The organism is Variovorax paradoxus, assembly GCF_009498455.1.
In the GTDB taxonomy this organism is placed as follows: Bacteria; Pseudomonadota; Gammaproteobacteria; order Burkholderiales; family Burkholderiaceae_C; genus Variovorax; species Variovorax paradoxus_H.
Map to the genome: position 1 here is coordinate 6,598,823 of NZ_CP045644.1, position 18,979 is coordinate 6,617,801.

General features: G+C 70.8%; 18 protein-coding genes. 7 read left to right on the forward strand and 11 right to left on the reverse strand.

From position 1 onward, the window contains the following. Window positions 1-107: 107 nt before the first annotated feature. A complete protein-coding gene (locus GFK26_RS30610; RefSeq protein ID WP_056573549.1) occupies window positions 108-314 on the forward strand; it encodes a hypothetical protein in 207 nt (68 codons plus the stop codon). A gap of 47 nt (window positions 315-361) precedes the next feature. Here the strand turns inward: GFK26_RS30610 and GFK26_RS30615 are convergent, their stop codons facing one another. The 3 genes from GFK26_RS30615 to GFK26_RS30625 all read right to left on the reverse strand — a co-directional run bounded on the left by GFK26_RS30615 (window position 362) and on the right by GFK26_RS30625 (window position 1,814). Continuing rightward, on the reverse strand, window positions 362-856 hold the full coding sequence (locus tag GFK26_RS30615; RefSeq protein WP_153285276.1) for a CBS domain-containing protein: 495 nt from the start codon (window positions 854-856) through the stop codon (window positions 362-364). 153 nt (window positions 857-1,009) lie between these two features. Further along, on the reverse strand, window positions 1,010-1,447 hold the full coding sequence (locus GFK26_RS30620) for a PPC domain-containing DNA-binding protein (RefSeq protein WP_153285277.1): 438 nt from the start codon (window positions 1,445-1,447) through the stop codon (window positions 1,010-1,012). A gap of 28 nt (window positions 1,448-1,475) precedes the next feature. Further along, the gene (locus GFK26_RS30625; protein ID WP_153285278.1) at window positions 1,476-1,814 is read right to left on the reverse strand and encodes a hypothetical protein; all 339 of its coding nucleotides are present in this window, start codon (window positions 1,812-1,814) and stop codon (window positions 1,476-1,478) included. Window positions 1,815-2,027: 213 nt separating this feature from the next. Between GFK26_RS30625 and GFK26_RS30630 the strand changes: the two genes are divergently transcribed. Further along, window positions 2,028-2,810: a glutaredoxin family protein gene (locus GFK26_RS30630; protein ID WP_228121811.1), complete on the forward strand. Its 783-nt coding sequence runs from the start codon at window positions 2,028-2,030 to the stop codon at window positions 2,808-2,810. Window positions 2,811-2,825: 15 nt separating this feature from the next. Here the strand turns inward: GFK26_RS30630 and GFK26_RS30635 are convergent, their stop codons facing one another. The 5 genes from GFK26_RS30635 to GFK26_RS30655 all read right to left on the reverse strand — a co-directional run bounded on the left by GFK26_RS30635 (window position 2,826) and on the right by GFK26_RS30655 (window position 10,898). Continuing rightward, window positions 2,826-6,227: an efflux transporter outer membrane subunit gene (locus GFK26_RS30635; protein ID WP_153285279.1), complete on the reverse strand. Its 3,402-nt coding sequence runs from the start codon at window positions 6,225-6,227 to the stop codon at window positions 2,826-2,828. Further along, entirely contained in the window at window positions 6,215-7,540 is a 1,326-nt protein-coding gene (locus GFK26_RS30640) for a hypothetical protein (protein WP_153285280.1), read from the reverse strand. The genes GFK26_RS30635 and GFK26_RS30640 overlap by 13 nt, the downstream gene beginning before the upstream one ends. Before the next feature lie 22 nt (window positions 7,541-7,562). Next, on the reverse strand, window positions 7,563-8,852 hold the full coding sequence (locus GFK26_RS30645) for an HlyD family efflux transporter periplasmic adaptor subunit (RefSeq protein ID WP_153285281.1): 1,290 nt from the start codon (window positions 8,850-8,852) through the stop codon (window positions 7,563-7,565). 517 nt (window positions 8,853-9,369) lie between these two features. Next, the gene (locus GFK26_RS30650; protein WP_228121812.1) at window positions 9,370-9,924 is read right to left on the reverse strand and encodes an ureidoglycolate lyase; all 555 of its coding nucleotides are present in this window, start codon (window positions 9,922-9,924) and stop codon (window positions 9,370-9,372) included. A 107-nt stretch (window positions 9,925-10,031) separates the two neighbouring features. Then, complete coding sequence (locus GFK26_RS30655; protein WP_153285282.1) at window positions 10,032-10,898, reverse strand: c-type cytochrome; 867 nt, start codon at window positions 10,896-10,898, stop codon at window positions 10,032-10,034. A gap of 74 nt (window positions 10,899-10,972) precedes the next feature. Here GFK26_RS30655 and GFK26_RS30660 point away from each other — a divergent pair, with 74 nt between their 5' ends. The 3 genes from GFK26_RS30660 to ctaD are packed head-to-tail and all read left to right on the forward strand — an operon-like array spanning window position 10,973 to window position 14,837. After that, window positions 10,973-11,395, forward strand: a complete 423-nt coding sequence (locus GFK26_RS30660; RefSeq protein ID WP_153285283.1) for a c-type cytochrome — start codon at window positions 10,973-10,975, stop codon at window positions 11,393-11,395. Then, a complete protein-coding gene (locus GFK26_RS30665) occupies window positions 11,392-12,333 on the forward strand; it encodes a cytochrome c oxidase subunit II (protein WP_153285284.1) in 942 nt (313 codons plus the stop codon). The genes GFK26_RS30660 and GFK26_RS30665 overlap by 4 nt, the downstream gene beginning before the upstream one ends. Further along, window positions 12,330-14,837 (forward strand): cytochrome c oxidase subunit I, encoded by a 2,508-nt coding sequence (gene ctaD / locus GFK26_RS30670; RefSeq protein WP_153285285.1) that lies wholly within the window; start codon window positions 12,330-12,332, stop codon window positions 14,835-14,837. The genes GFK26_RS30665 and ctaD overlap by 4 nt, the downstream gene beginning before the upstream one ends. Window positions 14,838-14,843: 6 nt before the next feature. Here the strand turns inward: ctaD and GFK26_RS30675 are convergent, their stop codons facing one another. Both GFK26_RS30675 and GFK26_RS30680 read right to left on the reverse strand, forming a co-directional pair. Beyond that, window positions 14,844-15,506: a UdgX family uracil-DNA binding protein gene (locus tag GFK26_RS30675; protein WP_153285286.1), complete on the reverse strand. Its 663-nt coding sequence runs from the start codon at window positions 15,504-15,506 to the stop codon at window positions 14,844-14,846. After that, window positions 15,503-16,003: a DUF421 domain-containing protein gene (locus GFK26_RS30680; RefSeq protein ID WP_153285287.1), complete on the reverse strand. Its 501-nt coding sequence runs from the start codon at window positions 16,001-16,003 to the stop codon at window positions 15,503-15,505. Before GFK26_RS30680 ends, GFK26_RS30675 begins: the two co-directional genes overlap by 4 nt. 186 nt (window positions 16,004-16,189) lie before the next feature. Here GFK26_RS30680 and GFK26_RS30685 point away from each other — a divergent pair, with 186 nt between their 5' ends. Continuing rightward, on the forward strand, window positions 16,190-17,971 hold the full coding sequence (locus GFK26_RS30685; protein WP_153285288.1) for a thiamine pyrophosphate-requiring protein: 1,782 nt from the start codon (window positions 16,190-16,192) through the stop codon (window positions 17,969-17,971). A gap of 36 nt (window positions 17,972-18,007) precedes the next feature. Here GFK26_RS30685 and GFK26_RS30690 read toward each other — a convergent pair whose 3' ends face one another. Beyond that, window positions 18,008-18,499: a hemerythrin domain-containing protein gene (locus GFK26_RS30690; RefSeq protein WP_153285289.1), complete on the reverse strand. Its 492-nt coding sequence runs from the start codon at window positions 18,497-18,499 to the stop codon at window positions 18,008-18,010. Window positions 18,500-18,822: 323 nt separating this feature from the next. On the opposite strand from GFK26_RS30690, the gene GFK26_RS30695 reads away from it, so the two are divergent. Next, the gene (locus GFK26_RS30695; protein WP_153285290.1) at window positions 18,823-18,975 is read left to right on the forward strand and encodes a hypothetical protein; all 153 of its coding nucleotides are present in this window, start codon (window positions 18,823-18,825) and stop codon (window positions 18,973-18,975) included. Window positions 18,976-18,979 lie beyond the last annotated feature (4 nt).

The following is an 18,979-nucleotide window of genomic DNA, read 5'->3' on the forward strand; positions in this document are numbered from 1 at the left end:
CTCGCAGACTATAGCCCCGCGCCCCGGCAAAAAGAAGCCGGCGCTCCTCGACACGCCCGCCCCTCGCCGTGGACCCGTGCGCCCACGCGACTCTTTAGAATGGCCCGATGAACTGGCGCATCACTCTGTTTCCCCTGGCTTTGGTCATTGCCGGCTGCTCGTCGCCGCCCAACCAGATCGTTCCCTTCCGCGACGGTGTGCTGCGCGCCATGACCTACACGCAGGCCTCCGACTACTGCAGCGCCAAGGGGCAAGACCCCAAGTGGCTGGGCAAGGCCCCCGCCGAATCCGGCGTGCTGTTCCAGTGCCAGTGAGCCGCTGAAGCCGGAGGGCCGAAGCCGGCCCCCGCGACTCTTTTTCCTCAGCTCTTGCGGGTGCGCTTCGTCTGCCCGCCGCCTGCCGGGCCGCTGGCCGCCGACTGACGGGAACGGTCAGGCTCCGCCGGTTGCGAAATCTGTCCCAGCCGTTCGCCGGTTTCGGACGTGTCGCCCTTCGCGGCCGCATCCCCCAGCGTCAGCACGCCGACGAGGCGCCGCTCGCGGTCCACCACCGGCAGGCGGCGGATCTGCAATTCGCCCATCGTGCGCAAGGCTTCCTCCACGGACACATCGTCGAAACACCAGCGCACCTGCCCGCTCATGATGGCGTCGAGGTGGGTGGTTTCCGGCGGCAGCTTCTGCGCCACGCCGCGCACGGCGATGTCGCGGTCGGTGACGACGCCCACGAGCCGCTCGCCGTCGCACACGGGCAGCACGCCCACATCGAGTTCTTCCATCGCCTGGGCGGCGTCGCACAGCGTGTCGGTGGGCGCGGCGGTGCGTACGCCGCGCGTCATGAGTTCGTTGACCTGGGTCATGGTGGCTCCTTGGTGGTGTGCGTCGGCCTCGCAGGCGACCACCCGCGATGGAAAAACCGGCGCAACGTCAAACCACCGTAGCCCCGCGTCGCGGGGCCGGTGTCAGGCCATGAACGGCATCGGCGTGGGAATCGACTGGCGTGCGCCTGCGGCTCAGGCGTCGATGTCGATGAGGGCCAGGCCGCTCTCGCGGTCGCAGGTCTTGCGCAGGTAGCCCGGCGATTCGACCAGCAGCACCTCGAGCGTGGGCTGCACGGTGGCCTGCAGCACATGGCCGCCGATCGTGCTGCCGTCGCGCCGGCCCAGCACGGCGTGCGCATGCACCGTGGGCTGGTCGCCATCGAGCGCGACGTCGCCGTTGAGGGACAGCACCTCGACCTGCTCCCCGACGGGAATGCGCTCGTATTCCTTGCGCTCCCAGTCGAAGTACCCCAGCACCGCCCCGCGCAGTGCACCGATCGCGCTGAAGCGGCTGGCCGACAGCCCGTGCGTCTTCGCAAACTCTTCGAGCAGGGGCATGACTTCGTCGCCCGTCTCGAACACCAGGGCGATGGTCCGCTCGGGGCCGGCGTTGAGGATCTTGGATTTCATGGCGGGGCGGGTCCTTTCGATGGTCGGGTCAGCGCGGGGAGTTCTGCTTGCAGTCCTCGGCGGTGCCCCGGCAGTCGTCTTGGCGCGAGGGCGCACCGGGATCGTCGGCACGCGGCTTGTTGCTGTCCTTGTCTTCGCCGGCGGGCTTGGGGTCGACCGGCGGCTTTTTCACCAGGCCGGGATCGCGGTCGGGCGGCGCGGGCTTCACCAGCCGCGGATTGCCATGGGCAGGCGGCTTCACGAGGAACTCGGAGTCGGGCTGTGCTTCAGGCCGAACCGGTGGGGGTGGCGGCTTGTCGGCCGGCTGCGCGGCAACCGGAGCGGCGATCAGCACCGCAAGAACCCCGAGGGCGAGGCGTGAAGTCACTGTGGATTTCGTTGAATTGCGCATGGCGTTCACCCATGCGCCGAAGGTTTCACCGGCGCGGTCCGGGCGGTGTAGGCCTCCTTCGCCAATGGCCGCAAGTCAGCGACCCCGTGCCCGGGCATTCCGTCAGGCAAACATGACATCGTCCGACAGGACGCAGGCCGCTGCCGCGCGCCAATCGGGCGACCGATCCGACCGACGGAGCACCACCCCATGTCCACACGAACCGCCGACCACGCCGCCACCGACAAAACCGCCACGCTGTACCGCATGGTCATGCCTGGGCACATCTGCCCCTTCGGCCTGAAGGCGCGCTTCCTGCTGCGGCGCAAAGGCTACGCGGTCGACGACCGGTGGCTGAAAACGCGCGAGCAGACCGACGCCTTCAAGGCCGAGCAGCAGGTGAAGACCACGCCGCAGGCCTTCATCGACGGGCGCCGCATCGGCGGCTACGACGACCTGCGCCGCCACTTCGGCCTCGCGGTGCGCGAGCCCGGCGAGACCTCGTACCGGCCGGTGATCGCGGTCTTCGCCGTGGCGCTGCTCATGGCCGGCGCGAGCCTGCTGGCGGCGGGCCAGACGCTGGCGAGCCCGCAGCTGCTGTCGTCGTTCATCGCCTTCGCGATGTGCATCCTGGCGCTGCTCAAGCTGCAGGACGTGGAGAGCTTCTCGACCATGTTCCTCAACTACGACCTGCTGGCCCGGCGCTTCGTGCTGTATGCCTACCTCTATCCGTTCGCGGAGCTGCTGGCCGGCGTGCTGATGGTGGCGGGCCGGCTGCACGCGGTGGCGATTCCCGTGGCGCTGTTCATCGGCAGCGTGGGCGCGGTGTCGGTGCTCAAGGCCGTGTACGTCGACCGGCGCGAACTCAAGTGCGCCTGCGTCGGCGGCAGCAGCAACGTGCCGCTGGGCTTCGTGTCGCTGACCGAGAACCTGATGATGGTGGCGATGGCGCTGTGGATGCTCGCCGGCACCGCCGGCACCGCCGGCGCGTGACCGGCCAACGCCACCCTAGGCCCGGTCCCAGCCCCCGCCGAGCGCCTTGTACAGGTTCACGGAATTCACCGCCGCCTTCAGCTGCAGTTCGATGAGCTGCTGCTGCCCGGTGTACAGCTCGCGCTGCGCATCCTGGCTCGAGAAGTAGTCTTCCATGCCGCTGCGATAACGCGTGCGCGAGATGCCGGCCACCTTCTCGAGCACCTGCACGCGCGCCTGCTGCGCCTCCAGCTGCGGCTGCAGGTGGTCGCCGGCGATCAGCGCGTGGGCCACCTCGCGAAAGGCCACCTGCGCCGCGGATTCGTACCCGGCCATCGCGGCGGCCAGCCGCTCCTGGTTGGCGCTGACGTTGGCGGACCGGCGCCCCCAGTCGAAGATCGGCAGCGACACGCCCAGCACGCCGGCCCAGCTGCTGTTGCCGCTGGCGAGCAGGGTTGACAGCTCCTTGCTGACGCCGCCGGCCAGCGCCGTGAGCGAGATGGTCGGCAGCATCGCGGCCTTGGCCGCGCCCACGCCCGCGTTGGCGGCCTCGACGCGCGCGTACGCCGCGAGCAGGTCGGGCCGGCGCTGCAGCAGGCTCGACGGCAGCCCGGCCGCCACCGGCGCCGTGGAGCGCTCGGGCCAGGGCCGCGCGGTGCCCGTCTCGGGCGGCACGGCGCGCCCGACCAGCACGTTGAGCCACTGCAGGTCCTGCGCGACACGCATGCGGTATTCCTCCTGCCGCACGCGCGCGTTCTGCAGCAGCGACTGCACCCGGTACACGTCGAGCTGCGCGGCGCCGCCGACAGCGCGGGCGCGCCCGATCATGTCGGCGTTGGCGTTCAGCGCGGTCTCGTTGGCCATGGCCAGCGCGAGCAAGGCGCGGTCGGCGCGCAGCGTGAGGTAGGCATTCGACACCTCGCCCACCAGGTTCATGCGCGCGGCGGCATGGTCCTTGTCGCCGGCCTCGGCGAGCGCGCCGCTTTGTTGCGCAGTGCTCTGCTGCCGGCCGAAGAAGTCCAGCTCGTACGACATCACGCCCGCCTGGATGTCGAAGCTGTTCGACACGCGCCCGTCCGACGGCAGGTTGCCGACCGGGCTGAGCGAGCCCTGCGGCGTGGTCTGCGCCCGCTGGCCGTGCGCCGACAGGCCCACCTGCGGGAACAGCGAGGCACGGCTGCCGGCATAGGTGGCGCGCGCCTCGCGCGCCTTCGCGGCGTAGACGCGCAGGTCGCGGTTGTTGTCGAGCGCCGTGGCGATCAGGCCGCGCAGTTCCTCGTCCTGCACGAAGCTGCGCCAGTCCGCCGGCTGCGCGTCCGGCGCCGTGGCGCCGGCCGGCCATTGCGAGGGCACCGCGAGGTCGGGCTCCTTCATCGGCGGCGTGAGGTTGCATCCGGTCGTCACCAGCAGGATGCACACGGCCAGCACCGCGAGCAGCAGCCGCAGCGACAGCCGCGCGAAGCCCGCGCCCGGCGCGCGCATACCCGCGCTCGCGAACAGCGCCGAAGCGGCCTGCCAGGGCCGCACCTGCACCGCCACGTGGCTCGGCGGCACGTTGAAGACGTGGCGCACGAGGTGTTCGCGCTGCGCCTCGGTGGCAGCAAACTTCAACTCGGCCCCCGCCCTGCCGCGCGCGGCGAGGTGGGCCGACAGCCAGCCGATCGGCTCGACATGCACCTCCAGCGGCTGCCCGACGCGCAGGCGCTTCAGCAGGCCCCGGCCTTCGAGCAATGCGCCGTCGGTCGCGATGTTGACGAAACGCGACTCGCCCTCGCCCGCGGCGGTGCGCACCCGTGTCAGCGCGCGCCACGGAAAGCGCTCTTCCTGCTGCGGACGCGGCAGGTCGACGCAGGCCATGAGCGCGCCCAGGCACAGCACCAGCGCGATGCCGGTCCACACGAGGTTGAGCTGGTCGCCGGGCGTGAGCGCCGCGCCGCTCAGCGCCGCCATCGCGGCCGCGCCCTGCAGCGCCACGAGCAGGCCGCCGAAGACGGCCACCAGCTTCCAGTGCACCACCGTGCGCGAACGGTCGAGTCCCTTGGCCGTCACCTTGAACGGATGGCCGAAGGGCTTGAGCATCGCGCGGGCCAGCGTGCTGCTCACGGCCATTGCCGCCACCAGCTGGCTCACCTCGCTGAACACGGGCAGGCAGCGCCGCTGGCTGATCCAGTAGCTGTAGGCCCAGAACATCATGAGCGTCGGCAGGCCGTAGGCCGCAAAGGCCTGCGGCGTGGCGTGGAAGGCCGACACGCCGGCATACCAGTACAGCGCCGGCGCCAGCAGGACCAGCACCATGAAGGGCTTGCCCAGCCAATGCAGCAGCCCGTGCAGGAAGTGCAGCCGCGCCGGCAGGCTGTAGCCCCGGCCGAGCAAGGGCCCGTTGGGCAACAGCGCGAGCTGCACGGTGCCCAGGCACCAGCGGCTGCGCTGGTTGATGTAGTCGACGATGCTCTCGGCCGACAACCCGTTCGACAGCCGCTCGCCCAGCCAGCGCGTGATGCGGCCCCGGCGCAGCAGCAGGTAGGTGGTGTGGATGTCCTCGCACACGCTGCCGACCGGGAACCCGCCCGCCTCGGTGATCGCGTCGCGCCGCACGATGAACGAGGTGCCCACGCAGAAGGCCGAATCGACCGCGTCCTTGGCGGGCTGCAGCACGTCGAAGAACACGCGCTGCTCGTCGACCCAGCTGTCGGTGGCGCGCAGGTTGTGCTGGATGGGGTCGGCGTTGTAATAGAACTGCGGCGTCTGCACCAGCCCCACACGCTTGTCCTCGAACAGGCCGAGCATGCGGTAGACGATCTGCCGCTGCGGCGCGAAGTCGGCGTCGAGCACGAGGATGAACGGCGCATCGGTCACGCCCGCGGACAGGCGCAAGCCGTTGTTGAGGTTGCCGGCCTTGGCGTGGCTGTTGTCGGGCCGCCGCGCGTAGTGCACGCCGCGGCGCTCGCAGTAGTCGCGCAGCCAGTCGCGCCGCGTGTCGTCGAGCACCCAGACGTTCAGCCGCGGGTAGTCGATGGCCTGCGCGGCGATGATGGTTTTCTCGAGCACGGCCAGCTCTTCGTTGTAGGTGCAGATGAAGACGTCGACCGCCGGCACATCGTCACCGCGAGCGCGCAGCGCGGCCTCGCCCCGGTCGGCCTGCGCGCGGTTGTCGCGGCGCCGCATGAGCATGTGGATCGACATCAGCGTGTAGACGATGGCCGTGAGCTCGAAGCCCAGGAACACCCAGGCGAACAGGGTTTCGAAACCCAGGTCCGACGGCGGCATGGTGGCGACGATGCGCCAGACGGCGTAGCGCATCAGCAGCAGCGCCGTCAGCGCGCCGAACAGCACGCGGTGGGTGATGCGGTCCACCCTCGCCCAGGTCATGAGGAGCAAGGCAAGCCCCCCGACCAGTGCGTTGAGCTGGAATTCCGGAGTGGCGATCAGGCTGGACATGATGGAACGGCTCCCGAGGCAAGGGTCTTGCCGGTGAAAGGGTTGAAGCCCGTGGCGGCCAGGGCGATCCAGGCGGTCGCGCCCAGGTGGGGCCAGCGGTAGTAGAAGAAGTCGGCCCCCGTCGAATCGGGGCCGATGGCCAGGCCGGTGGAGATGCGCGCGCCCGGCGTGGCGTAGTACAGGCCGTTGCCGGCGCGCTGCGCGGCGAGCAGCTGCCACAGCGCTTCGGGCGCCGCGCCCTTGCGCGCCACCAGCGTGGCGGCGGCCTGTGCGCTGCCTTCGGTCCAGATGCCGTCGGGCTCGCGCGAGAAACCGTAGCCCGCGCCGGAGCGGTGGTGCTTCTCCACCCAGTCGAGGCTGCGCACCCAGGCGCACGAGCCCTCGGGCGCCGCGAGCACCGGCCACAGCTGCGCGTCGAGGCCGGAGCCATCGGTGGAGACGGTCGCGCCGTCCTCCTTGGTGCCGATGTGAAAACGTTGCTCCGACGGGTTCCACATGCGGCGCACGAAATCGAGCGCGGTGCGCGCCTGCCTCTGCTCCGCCGCGTCAGGCTGGCCCTCGGCCCGCGCGGCCCGTGCCGCCCACGCCGCGGCCATCGCGATGTCCAGGTTGTGCTCGGTCGACTTCCAGGTCTGCGCGCGCTGCGCGTGGTCCCAGCCGTGGCGTCCGCCGTTGTAGCCGTCGGGGCCGTTCTTGGCGCGCGTGTTCTGCTCGGTCCAGGCCAGCAGCCGGCGCGCGGTCGCCAGGTAGGCGGGCGTCGGCTCGGCCTGGTGCAGGTTCAGCAGCAGCAGCGCGGCCCAGGCCACGTTGCCGGTGGCGGTGCTCACCTGGTACGCATCGGCGATCCATTGCTTGCGCCCGGCGTCCCAGCGGCCCGGCAGCGCGGGCTTTTCTTCAGTGACCGGCCCGGCGCGGTAGGCGTTGCGCACGCGCCCGTCGGGCATCGACTGGTCGTGCGCCACGGCCCGCACCACGGCATCGCCGATGCGCCGTGCGGCAGCGCGGTCGCCGCACGCCAGCAGCGCGATGCCGGCCAGCGCGTTGTCGTAGGTGAAGGCAGCGCCCGCCAGCGCGGGTTCGAAGGGCGGCTCGCCGGGCGCATTCGTGGTGCGGTAGCTGGTCAGGAACAGCGGCCCCGACGCCGCGCCGCCCTGGTCGTGCGCGACGGCGCGCCGCAGCCCGTCGCAGCTGTCGCGCGCAAGGGCCTGCTGTGTGGCGCCGGGCGAAGGCGCAGCGGCAGCCGCAGCGCCGGCCAGCGCGATCGATGCAGCGGCGCAGCGCGCCCCTGTGGCGAGCGAAAGACGAATCGGCATGGTGTTCTCACCTGCTGTGCGCTCAGGCCTTGGCAAGGCTGGCGGAGACCACCTTGCCCGGCACGCACAAGGTCTGTCGGCTGCCGTCCGCGGACTGCGGCGGCTCGGCCGCCTCGATGCGCGCCACGGCATAGATCGAGCCCTGCTCCGCAAAGGGGAAGGGCACGCTGTAGGTGCTCTGCAGCGCATCGGAGGCCACGGGCAGCAACTGCTCGACGCGCGCCGGCACCGCGACGTTCTCCGCCACCTTCACATCGAGCATGGAGCCGACGCTCAGGCGCTTGGCCAGCCGCGCGGGAAACACGGCGATGACGCCGATGCGGCTGCAATCGGTCACGCGCACCAGCGACGCACCCGCCGTGACATACGCGCCTTCGGGCGTCAGCACGGTGTGCACCATGCCGGGCTGGGTGGCTTTCACTTCGTAGGCGGCGAGCTTTTCGACGCGGCGGCGCTCTTCTTCCTCGAGCTGCGAGATTTCCTTGAGCTGCTTGAAGATCGCGGTGCCGTCCTGGCGCGCGCGGTCGGTGCTGTTGCGCAGCGCTTCGCGCCGGCTCGCGAGCGTCTGGAACAGGCTGTTGCCCCCGGTGCCCACGAAGGCGCCCTGCCCCGCGCTCGCCACGGTCTGCGCCTGCCCCGCGAAGGCCTGCTCGGCCACCGCCGCAGCGGCACGGGCGGTGCTCAGCTGCGCCTCGGACGCGTTCATCACCTGTTCGCTGATGGCGCCTTCTTTCAGCAGCGCCTCGTTGGTGCGCACCTTGTTCTCCTGCTCGGCGACCATGCTGTGCGCCACGTCGCGCTGGCGCTGCGCGATCTCCCAGGCGTCCCAGGTCTGCGCCAGCGAAGCCTGACGCGTCACCTGCGCCTGCTGGCCGATGGAGCGCATCTCCTGGCTGTCGGACTTGTACTGGTTGCCCAGCTGCGCCATCTGGCTCTGCAGGCCGAGGCGCTGCGTGGTCAGCGTGGTGAGGATCTCCTGGCTGACGGTCGGGTTGCGCACGGTCGCCACCAGCGTGCCGGGCAGCACCGCGTTGCCCGAGCGCACCGCCATCTGCGTCACCACGCCATTGATCGGCGAAGTGACGATGCCGACCGGCGCCTGCAGCACGGCGCGCGTGGCCTGCGAGGACAGCAGCGGCTCGACCAGCGTGGCGACCATGAGCCACAGCACGAAGGCCAGCAGCGCATAGCCCGCCAGCCTGGGAACGAGGGCGCCTCGCTGGCGCCGCCGCCGGCCCCGCACGGCACGCGGCCTGGCATGCACGGCCGCGTGCGGTTTCGACGCAGAAGGAATGGGTCTGGACACTGGCATAACCACCTCTTGAAAACATCGACGGCGGGCCTTGAACGGCACACCCCTTTGGTGAAGAAAGAGACTGACTCAAGCCTCCCCACCCCTCTTCCGCGCCTTCGATTTTTCGTGCTGCGGTGCAATAAAGTTACGCCCAAAGCGCGGTCCGAGCTGCTTCCGGGAGAAACAAGATGTGCGAACTTCACATTTACTTTTGGGCCGCGGACCGGGCGAAGTCCTACATTGGTTCTGCTGCGGCGGGGGGTTGACACGAACCGGGCGCCCCGGCACGCCGGCATGCCGCGCGATCGCGTTTGTCTCGGAAGCGCGCAGGTGTCGCGAGGGCGCAAGCCGAGGAGGCCGTCGGCCCGGGGCGCCCTGCAAAAAACGCGGCGTGTGCGCCGCGCTCAACAGACCGTAACGATATTGCCGCGAATGGTCACAGCCGCCGCGACGGCGTGTGGCGGGCGCGCATCAGCGATGGCGGCCGCGGCGCGGTTCCAGCGAGCGTTGAGCCCGTTGAGCCCCTTGAGCCCGCTCAGTCCGCAAGACGGACGCGCACCTCACACCCCGGCGGCACAAAGATCTCGTCGCAGTTCGGACCGACCCCGCCGCGGTCGATCACCACGAAACTGGCCGTCTGCTGCGTGACCACCAGCGGGTGGTGCCAGACGCCGCGCGCATAGTTCACGCCCTGCCGCCCGTCGGTGACGAAGGCGCGAATGTCTTCCACGCGCACCGTGTCGCCCGCCGGCGCCACGACCACGAGAAAGCGGCTGCCGTCCATCGGCACGAAGGCCTGGCTGCCCAGCGGGTGGCGCTCCAGCATGCGCACGGGCAGCGGCATCGCATAGGGCTGCGTCTCGAAGATGTTCACCAGCACGCGGCTGTCGCCGGGGCCCGGGTCGACGCGCGCCAGGTCGTGGAAGCGCGTGGTCATGCCCGCGTTGATCGACATCGAGCGGCTGTGCGCGCTCTCGATGACGTCGCCGAACGCGGCGAAGGCCTCGCGCGTCAGCGGCTGCGCGACGAGCGCGAGCGACGCGGGCGTGCCCGGCGCCGGGGGCAGGAAGGTGGGGCTGGCAATCGTCAACGGAAACTCCTCGGCATGGGGTCCAACTGTATGACCAGTATCCGCGTGAAGCGTCCACGCAGCTCGACGAGCACATGGCGATCATCGAGGCGCTCACGCACCCCCGCTCAATCCAGCGTCGCCAGGTAGGCCGCGATGTCGCGCGCGTCCGCTTCGGTCACGCCCATCTCGGGCATCGCGGTGCGCGGATCGACCGTGTGCGTGTGGCGCAGCCATCGCACCATGTGCTCGGGCGTGTTGGCGAGCTGGCCGGCGATCATGTCGCGCCGTGCGACTCCGGCCAGCGACGGCCCCACATGCGGCGACGAGCCCGTGACGCCGGGAATGACGTGGCACGCATTGCACGCGTACTGGGACAGTGCCCGCTGCCCGCGCCGGACGCTGTCGCCGATGCCGTCGCCGGCGCGCGGCCCCGGCGCACACGTCGGCCCGGATGACGCACCGGGCGATAACGTCACCTCGCCCGCCTGCGCCTGGGCTTCGTACTGCTGCGGCGTCATGTCGGGCAGCTGCTGCAGGAACGCCACGAGCGCCCACAGGTCGTCCTCGGAGAGCCGGTACTCCCAGGCCGGCATGCCGCTCATGCGGATGCCGTTCTTCGTGACCCAGTAGAGCTCGCGCGCGTGCCAGCGCTGGCGCGCATCCACCAGCGGGCCGGGCAGCGGTTGCATGCTCTTGCCGATGTCGCCCTGCGCCACGCCCGGCGCGCCATGGCACTGCACGCACTTGGCGCGGTAGCAGGCGGCGCCGCGCGTCACCAGTTGCGCGTCGTCCAGCGGCGGCGGACGGATGTCGCGGGCGCGCAGGCGCACCGACTGGCGCATCGCCGTCTCGAGCAGCGTGTGCACGGGCTGGTAGTGCGGCGTGTTCGCGGCCACGTCGTACAGGCCGCCGAGCACCACGCAGGCAGCGCCGGCCAGCGCCGCCGCGCCCAGCGCCGCGACGGTGAGGAGAAACGTCTTGGTCGTCCCCATTTGGCGGCATTGTCCGACGCGCACCCGCGCCGCCGTGTCGGCGCAAGCCGCGTCCGCACTCGCAGAATCCGCCCATGGCCGCCCCCGCCGCCGATCGTTGCGCAGCCCACGCCTTGCCTTCCCGCCGCACGGCCGCCGGGCTTCTGCTGCTCGCCGTACTTGCCGGCGGCTGCGAAGTCGGCGAGCGCCCCCTGCCTTACGGCGATGCGTCCCCGGACCAGCGCCTGTCGGGCCAGCGCCTGCTCGCGCAGTACCAGTGCGGCAGCTGCCATGCCATCCCGGGCGTGGCTGCCGTCCGCCAGCAGACGACCGGCCCCGTGCTCGCCGCCTTCGGCCGGCGCAGTTACATCGCGGGCCACGTGCCCAACCGGCCCGACACGCTCGCGCACTGGATCGCCGACCCCGCCGCGCTCGTGCCCGGCACGCCGATGCCCGCGATGGGTGTCTCGCCCAGCGACGCGCGCGACATGGCGGCCTACCTGCTGGCGCTCGAATGACCGGCGCCACGCCCCAGTCGGCACTGCACTCGGCCGGCCCGGTCGCCGACACGCTGCTGGGCGTCACCGGCCTGCTCAGCGCGGGCGCGGCGCTGATCCTGCTCGGCGTGATGGCGCTGCTGGTGGTGGCGGTGCGCCGCCGCGAAGGCACGCTGAACGTGCGGCTGTGGCTGCTCGGCGGCGGCGTGGTGTTTCCGGTCGTGGTGCTCACGGCGCTGTTCGCCTACAGCGAATGGCACCGCCCGCCGTGGCAGCCCGTGCCGCCGAAAAACGCGCTCATCGTCGGCGTCACCGGCCACATGTGGTGGTGGGAGGTGCGCTACCGCGACCCCGCCACGGGCGCGGAGGTGGTCACGGCGAACGAGATCCGCATTCCCGTCGGACGCCCCGTGTACTTCGGCCTCGGCAGCGCCGACGTGATCCACAGCTTCTGGATCCCCGCGCTCGGCGGCAAGATGGACATGCTGCCGGGCCGCGTGCAGCACCTGCGGTTGCAGGCCGACCGCCCCGGCGTGTGGCGCGGGCAGTGCGCCGAATACTGCGGCGAGCAGCATGCGCGCATGGCGCTGCATGTGGTGGCGCAGGCGCCCGCCGAGTTCGACGCCTGGCTCGCCGCGCAGGCGCGCCCCGCCGTGCCGGCGGAAGCGCTGTCGCCTGCGCTCGCACGCGGGCGCGAGGCCTTCCTGGCGAACCGCTGCAACGCCTGCCACACGGTGCGCGGCGTGAGCGAAACCAGCCGCCTCGGACCCGACCTGACCCATGTCGGCAGCCGGCTCTACCTGGGCGCGGGCACCGTGCCCAATGACGCCGACGGGCGCGCCGCCTGGGTCGCCCACACGCAGGCGCTGAAGCCCGGCGCGCGCATGCCGTCGTCGCACGCGCGCCTCGACGACGCCACGCTGCGGTCCATTGCCGACTGGCTCGGCCATCTCGAATGAACGCGACCACCGAACGCCCCGACGGCGAACGCGAAGCGCTGGAGCGCGCATGGCGGGCGCCGCGCGGCTGGCGGCTGCTCTCGGCCGTCAACAACACGCACATCGGCGTGTTCTACATCGCCACGGCCATGCTCTTCTTCGTGCTCGCCGGCGTGCTCGCGCTGGTGATGCGCACGCAGCTGGCCGTGCCCGACAACGACCTCGTCGATGCGCGCACCTACAACCAGCTGTTCACGATGCACGGCACCGTGATGATGTTCCTGTTCGCGGTGCCGATCGTCGAGGCGGTGGCGGTGTACCTGCTGCCCGGCATGCTCGGTGCGCGCGACCTGCCGTTTCCGCGCCTGTCGGCCTATGCCTTCTGGACCTATGCCATCGGCGGCATCGTGTTCTTCTGCACGATCTTCTTCGGCGAGGCGCCCGATGGCGGCTGGTTCATGTACCCGCCGCTCACGGGCAAGGAGTTCTCGCCCGGGCGCGGCGCCGACTGGTGGCTGCTGGGCATCGGCTTCATCGAGATCTCGGCCATCGCGGGCGCCATCGAACTCATCATCGGCGTGCTCTTCACGCGCGCGCCGGGCATGACGCTCATGCGCATGCCGGTGTTTGCGTGGGCCATGCTGGTGAGCGCGCTGATGATCGTGTTCGCCTTTCCGGCGGTGATCGCGGCCACGATGCTGCTGGAGGTCGAGCGCGCCTTCGGCTGGCCCTTCTTCATGCCCGCGCGCGGCGGCGACCCGCTGCTGTGGCAGCACCTGTTCTGGTTCTTCGGCCACCCCGAGGTCTACATCATCTTCCTGCCCGCGGCGGGCATGGTGTCGATGATGGTCGCCACCTGCGCGCGCACGCCGCTCGTGGGCTACCGCGCGGTGGTGATGGCGCTCATCGGCGTGGGCGTGGTGAGCTTCCTGCTGTGGGCGCACCACATGTTCACGGCCGGGCTGGGCGGCGTGCCGATGCTGCTGGTGTCGGCGGCCAGCTTCGTGGTCGCGATTCCGAGCGGGCTGCAGGTGTTCGCGTGGATCGCCACCTTCTGGCGCGGCCGCGTCACGCTGGACACGCCGACGCTCTTCCTGCTCGGCTTCCACTTCATCTTCGTGCTCGGCGGGCTCACGGGCGTGATGGTGGCCGTGCTGCCCTTCGACTGGCAGGCGCACGACAGCTACTTCATCGTGGCCCACCTGCACTACGTGCTGATCGGCGGCATGGTCTTTCCGCTGTTCGCGGGCTTCTACCACTGGGCACCGGTGTTCAACGGACACAGGCTGTCAGAGCGCGCCGGGCGCTGGGTCTTCGGCCTGATGTTCGGCGGCTTCAACCTGGCGTTCTTTCCGATGCACATCGCCGGCCTGCTGGGCATGCCGCGCCGGGTGGCGACCTACCCGGGCGACCTCGGCTGGAACGGCCTGAACCTGGCATCGACCGTCGGCGCCTTCGTGCTCGCGGGCGGCGTGCTGCTGTTCTTCATCGACGCGCTGCGCACCATGCGGCGCCCCGAGCGTGAGCACGGCAACCCCTGGGGCGCGGGCACGCTCGAATGGCTGCCGCAGCGCGACTACGGCGTGCGCAGCATTCCCGAGGTCGATTCGCCCTACCCGCTGTGGCAGCAGCCGTCGTTGCCGCAAGAGGTCGAGCGCGGCCACCACTGGCTGCCGGGCACGGTCTTCGGCGGGCGTGAAACGCTGGTGACCAGCGTGCGCGCCGCGCGGCCGGTGCAGCTGCTGCGCCTGCCCACCGACGGCTGGCTGCCCGTGGTCGCGGCGGCGGGCACGGCGGGCTTCTTCCTGCTGCTCACGGTGTCGCAGGCGGTGCTCGCCTTCGGCTGCGGCGCGGTGGCGATCGTCGCCATGCTCTGGTGGCTCTGGGAGGCCGACCAGGCGCCGTCCGCGCTGACCGCCGATGTGGGGCATGGCGTGCACCTGCCGGTGATGGCCACCGGCCGCAACTCGCATTCGTGGTGGGCCACGGTGGTGCTGGTGGCGGTCGACATGACGATCTTCTCGTCGCTCGTGTTCTCGCACCTGCACCTGGCGATGGCCGCCGAGGTCTGCCCGCCGCCGGGCGCCGCGCTGCCCGCGCTGCAATGGCCGTTGGTCTCCGCGCTGCTGTGGCTGGCCGGATCGGGCGGCATCGCATGGGCCGGCCGCCTGCTCGACGACCCGCGGCCGCAGCGCCAGCGTGCGCTGCGATGGCTCACGGTGCTGGCGCTGTGCTGCACGCTGGGGGCGGTGGCGATCGATCTCGCCAGCCACAGCCGCGCGGGCCTCGACCCGACCGACCAGGCCTGGAGCGCGACCGTCGGCATGCTGCTGGGCTACGAGGCCTTCCATGCGGCCGTGCTGCTGTTTGCAGGCGGCTTCGTGCTGGCGCGCTCGTGGCGCGGCAAGCTGCAGCCCGTGGCGCGCGCCAGCCTCGACAACACGCGGCTGCTGTGGCACTGCGCGACGGCGCAGGGCGTGCTCGGTGCACTCGTCGTGCAGGCGGCGCCGCGCCTTCTGGGTTGAAGCCGGTCAGGCCAGCGCCGGCGCGCGCTTGCGACGCTCGCGCGCCACGGGCTCGAACAGCTCGGAGGCCACGGCCAGGTCTTTCAGCCAGGCCGCCCACGCGGCTTCACGCTGCGCCGGATCGCCGCGCAGCAGCGCCGACGGGTGCAGCGTGATCAGCACACGCAATCCGTCCTCGCGCGCGAGCCACTGCCCGCGTTCGCGCGTGACCGCCACGTGGCGCCCCAGCAGCGAACGCGCCGCGACACCGCCGAGCGCGAGCAGCGCGCCGGGCCGCACCAGGCCGATCTCGCCCTCCAGCCATTGCAGGCACGCATCGGCCTCGCGCTGCGCCGGCGTCTTGTGGATGCGCCGTTTGCCGCGCAGTTCGTACTTGAAGTGCTTGACCGCGTTGGTCACGTAGAGCTTGTCGCGCGACCAGCCCAGCTCGGCCACCGCGCGATCGAACAGCCGACCCGCCGGGCCCACGAACGGACGGCCCTGCAGGTCTTCCTTGTCGCCCGGTTGTTCGCCCACCACCATGAGGCGCGCGCGCACCGGCCCTTCGCCGAACACCGACTGCGTGGCGCGCGCGCCGAGCGGGCAATCGCGGCAGGCGTTGGTCGCCTCGCCCATGGCATGAAGCGCCACGGTGGCGGACTTCGTGCTGCGCGCGTCGCGAGGCGTCATTGCGCTCCTCCGGATTTCTTGTAGGTCAACACACTGAGTTCGCCGTCGCCCTCCAGCCGCGCCACACGGACCTCGGACAGATCGTCAATGCCCTTCTCGCGCAGCTTTGCCATCAGCTCTTCCACCGTGATCAGCTCGCGGCGCAGCGTGCGGTGCACGATGTGGCCGTGCCTCACCAGGGGCTCCGGCCGTGGCGCGAGAAAGCGCCACACCCACGGCGAGTGATAGCTCGCCCAATCGAGCAGGTAGTTCCAGGTGACCAGCGTGAAGATGAGCACCAGCCCGTCGCCGATGGTCTTGTAGTCGCCCTGCATCGCGTTGCTCGACGCGTCGGCGATGAGCACCACGAACAGCAGGTCGGCCACGCCCAGCGAGCCGACGTCGCGGCGCAGCAGGAAGCGGAACACGATCAACAGGGTCCAGTAGATCGCCGTTCCCCGCAGCACCATCTGCCACGGAGGTTGTTCAAGTCGGAACAGCTCCAGCATCGCGTCCATCCACCCATGGTCGACGGTTCCTCGCCGCCGCCGGTCGGAAGGTGCGGTGCACGCGCGTCAGCCAACTCCTGCACGCACTTCATCCCTTCTCCGGTGAGCGGGGTGCGGCTTTGGCCGAAAGGTCCGGCTTTCACCTGCGCCTGCGCCGGCGCAGCCGTTCACCTTTTCCCACCATGGAGCATTCCGATGAAGACCACCGTCAGCGACTTCGTGATCCAGCGCCTGCACGACTGGGGGGTGCGCCGTGTGTACGGCTACCCCGGCGACGGCATCAACGGACTCATCGGCGCGCTCGACCGCTTCGAAGGCCCGCTCGACTTCGTGCAGGTGCGGCACGAGGAACTGGCCGCCTTCATGGCCGCCGGCGACGCCAAGTTCTCGGGCGAGGTCGGCGTGTGCCTGGCCACCTCCGGGCCCGGCGCGATCCACCTGCTCAACGGCCTGTACGACGCCAAGCTCGACCACCAGCCGGTGGTTGCGCTCGTGGGGCAGCAGCAGCGCAGCGCGCTGGGCGGCGACTACCAGCAGGAGGTCGACCTCGTGTCGCTGTTCAAGGACGTGGCGCACGAGTTCGTGCAGATGGCCACCAGCGCCACGCAGGCGCGCCACCTGATCGACCGCGCCATGCGCATCGCGCGCGACCGGCGCGCCGTCACCTGCGTGATCTTTCCCAACGACGTGCAGGACCTGCCCGCCGTGCCGGCTCCGCCGCGCGAACACGGCACGGTGCACACCGGCATCGGCGCCACCGCGACGGCGCAGGTGCCGCCCGACGACGCGCTCGCGCAGGCCGCCGACATCCTCAATGCCGGCGAGCGCGTCGCCATCCTGGCCGGCGCGGGCGCGCTGCATGCGACCGACGAGCTCATCCACGTGGCCGAGCGCCTCGGGGCCGGCATCGCCAAGGCCCTGCTCGGCAAGGCCTGCGTGCCCGACGACCAGCCCTATGTGACGGGCGCCATCGGCATCCTCGGCACGCGCGCGAGTTCGCGCCTCATGGAAGGCTGCGACACGCTGCTGATCGTCGGCTCGTCGTTTCCGTATGCCGAGTTCCTGCCGCCCGAAGGCCGGGCGCGCTGCGTGCAGATCGACACCGACCCGCGCGCGATCGGCCTGCGCTATCCGGCCGAACTGGGGCTGGTGGGCGACAGCCGCGCCACGCTCGCGGCGCTGCTGCCGAAGCTGGAGCCCAAGCCCCATGGCGCGTGGCGGCGCGGCATCGAGGACGACGTGGCGCAGTGGTGGCGCGTGCTCGAAGCCCGCGCGCACGTCGAGGCCTCGCCGATCAATCCGCAGCGCGTGTTCTGGGAACTGTCGCCGCGCCTGCCCGAGCTGGCGGTGCTGACCTGCGACAGCGGCACCAGCGCGCACTGGTACGCGCGCGACGTCAAGCTGCGCCGCGGCATGAAGGCCAGCCTCTCGGGCGGGCTGGCGTCGATGGGGCCGGCCATTCCCTATGCGATTGCCGCCAAGTTCGTGCACCCCGACCGGCCAGTGGTCGCCATGGTCGGCGACGGCGCGATGCAGATGAACGGACTCAACGGCCTCATCACCATCGCGCGGCTGTGGCGCGACTGGGCCGACCGCCGGCTGGTCGTGATGGTGCTCAACAACCGCGACCTGAACCTCGTCACCTGGGAACAGCGCGTGCTCGGCGGCGACCCGAAGTTCGAGGGCTCGCAGACGCTGCCCGACTTTCCGTACGCACGCTTCGCCGAGATGCTGGGCTTGGGCGCAGTGCGGGTCGACACGCCCGAGGCGATCGGCCCCGCGTGGGACGCCGCCTTCGCGGCCGACCGGCCCATGCTGCTCGAGATGGTGACCGACGCCGCCGTGCCGCCGCTGCCGCCCGACGTGTCGATGGCGCAGGCGCGCGCGTACGTGTCGGCGCTGTGGCAGGGCGACCCCGAGGCGCTGCGCACGCTCAAGGCCGTCGTCAGGGAGTACTGGGCCAGCCTGCGGGCCTGAGAGGCGCCGAGGCTGGCAGGGGGCGGTCGCGGTGGCTCAGGCCATCGCGCCGAGTTCTTCCATGAGCTCTTCCTTGCGCTGCGCGAGCTGCTCGCGCATGGCGACGAGGTCGAGGCCGCGCGCCGCGCGCGCCTTCACGAAGATCTCGTTGCGCTCTTCCTTCACGTGGTGGTCGATGTACTCGCCCAGCACGATCACCTTGGCGTCGAACTTCTCGTCGATCTCGGTGGCCTCCTGGATCTGCGCGATCAGTTCCTTGGCGCTGGCGTGTTCCACCTCGGCTTCGTCGAGCAGGTCGGTTTCCTTGATGGCGGCGCGCAGCGCGGGGTAGAAGATTTCTTCCTCGATCTGCGCGTGGACGGTGAGCTCCATGCAGATCTCGTTGGCCAGTTCGCGCTTCTTCTGTTCCGCGGAGGCGGCGCGCGATTCGGCCAGTTCGCCGTACGTCTTGAACATCTTCTTCACGTGGCGGTGGTCGGTGTCGAGAAGGCTGCAGGCATCGGGTTCGTTGCGTCGGGTCGTGGGCATCGTGGGCTCCATGGGTTGAAGGAATAAAGGATGAAAGAAACGAAACGGAGATCGCACGATGGAATGCCACGGCAGGGCACGGCGTAGGAAAGCTCCGTACCCGCGTGGCGGCGCACGGCGCAGGCTGCAACAACTCGCAACGCCGCCCACGGCGCGCGCCGCATGCCTTGCGTGCCCTGCGTGCGCCGCGTGCCGGCCTCGTCCGACCCGCAGGCGGTGCGCGGGCCTGACACGGCGACGGTGCGGGCGCGCTAGCGTCGGTGGGACGGCGCCGTCCCGACCTCTGATCGCCGGCCGGCCGCCTTTTCGAAAGGAGCTTTCCGATGATCCGCAAACTCGCTTCCGGCCAGTACCGCCTCTATGCCCGCAAGGTCGACCCGCAGACGGGCAAGCGCCGCAACCTGGGCACCTTCGACTCGCGCGAGGACGCCGAGCGGCACGAGCGCGAAGTGCAGTACTTCAAGCGCCGCCACTGACCCG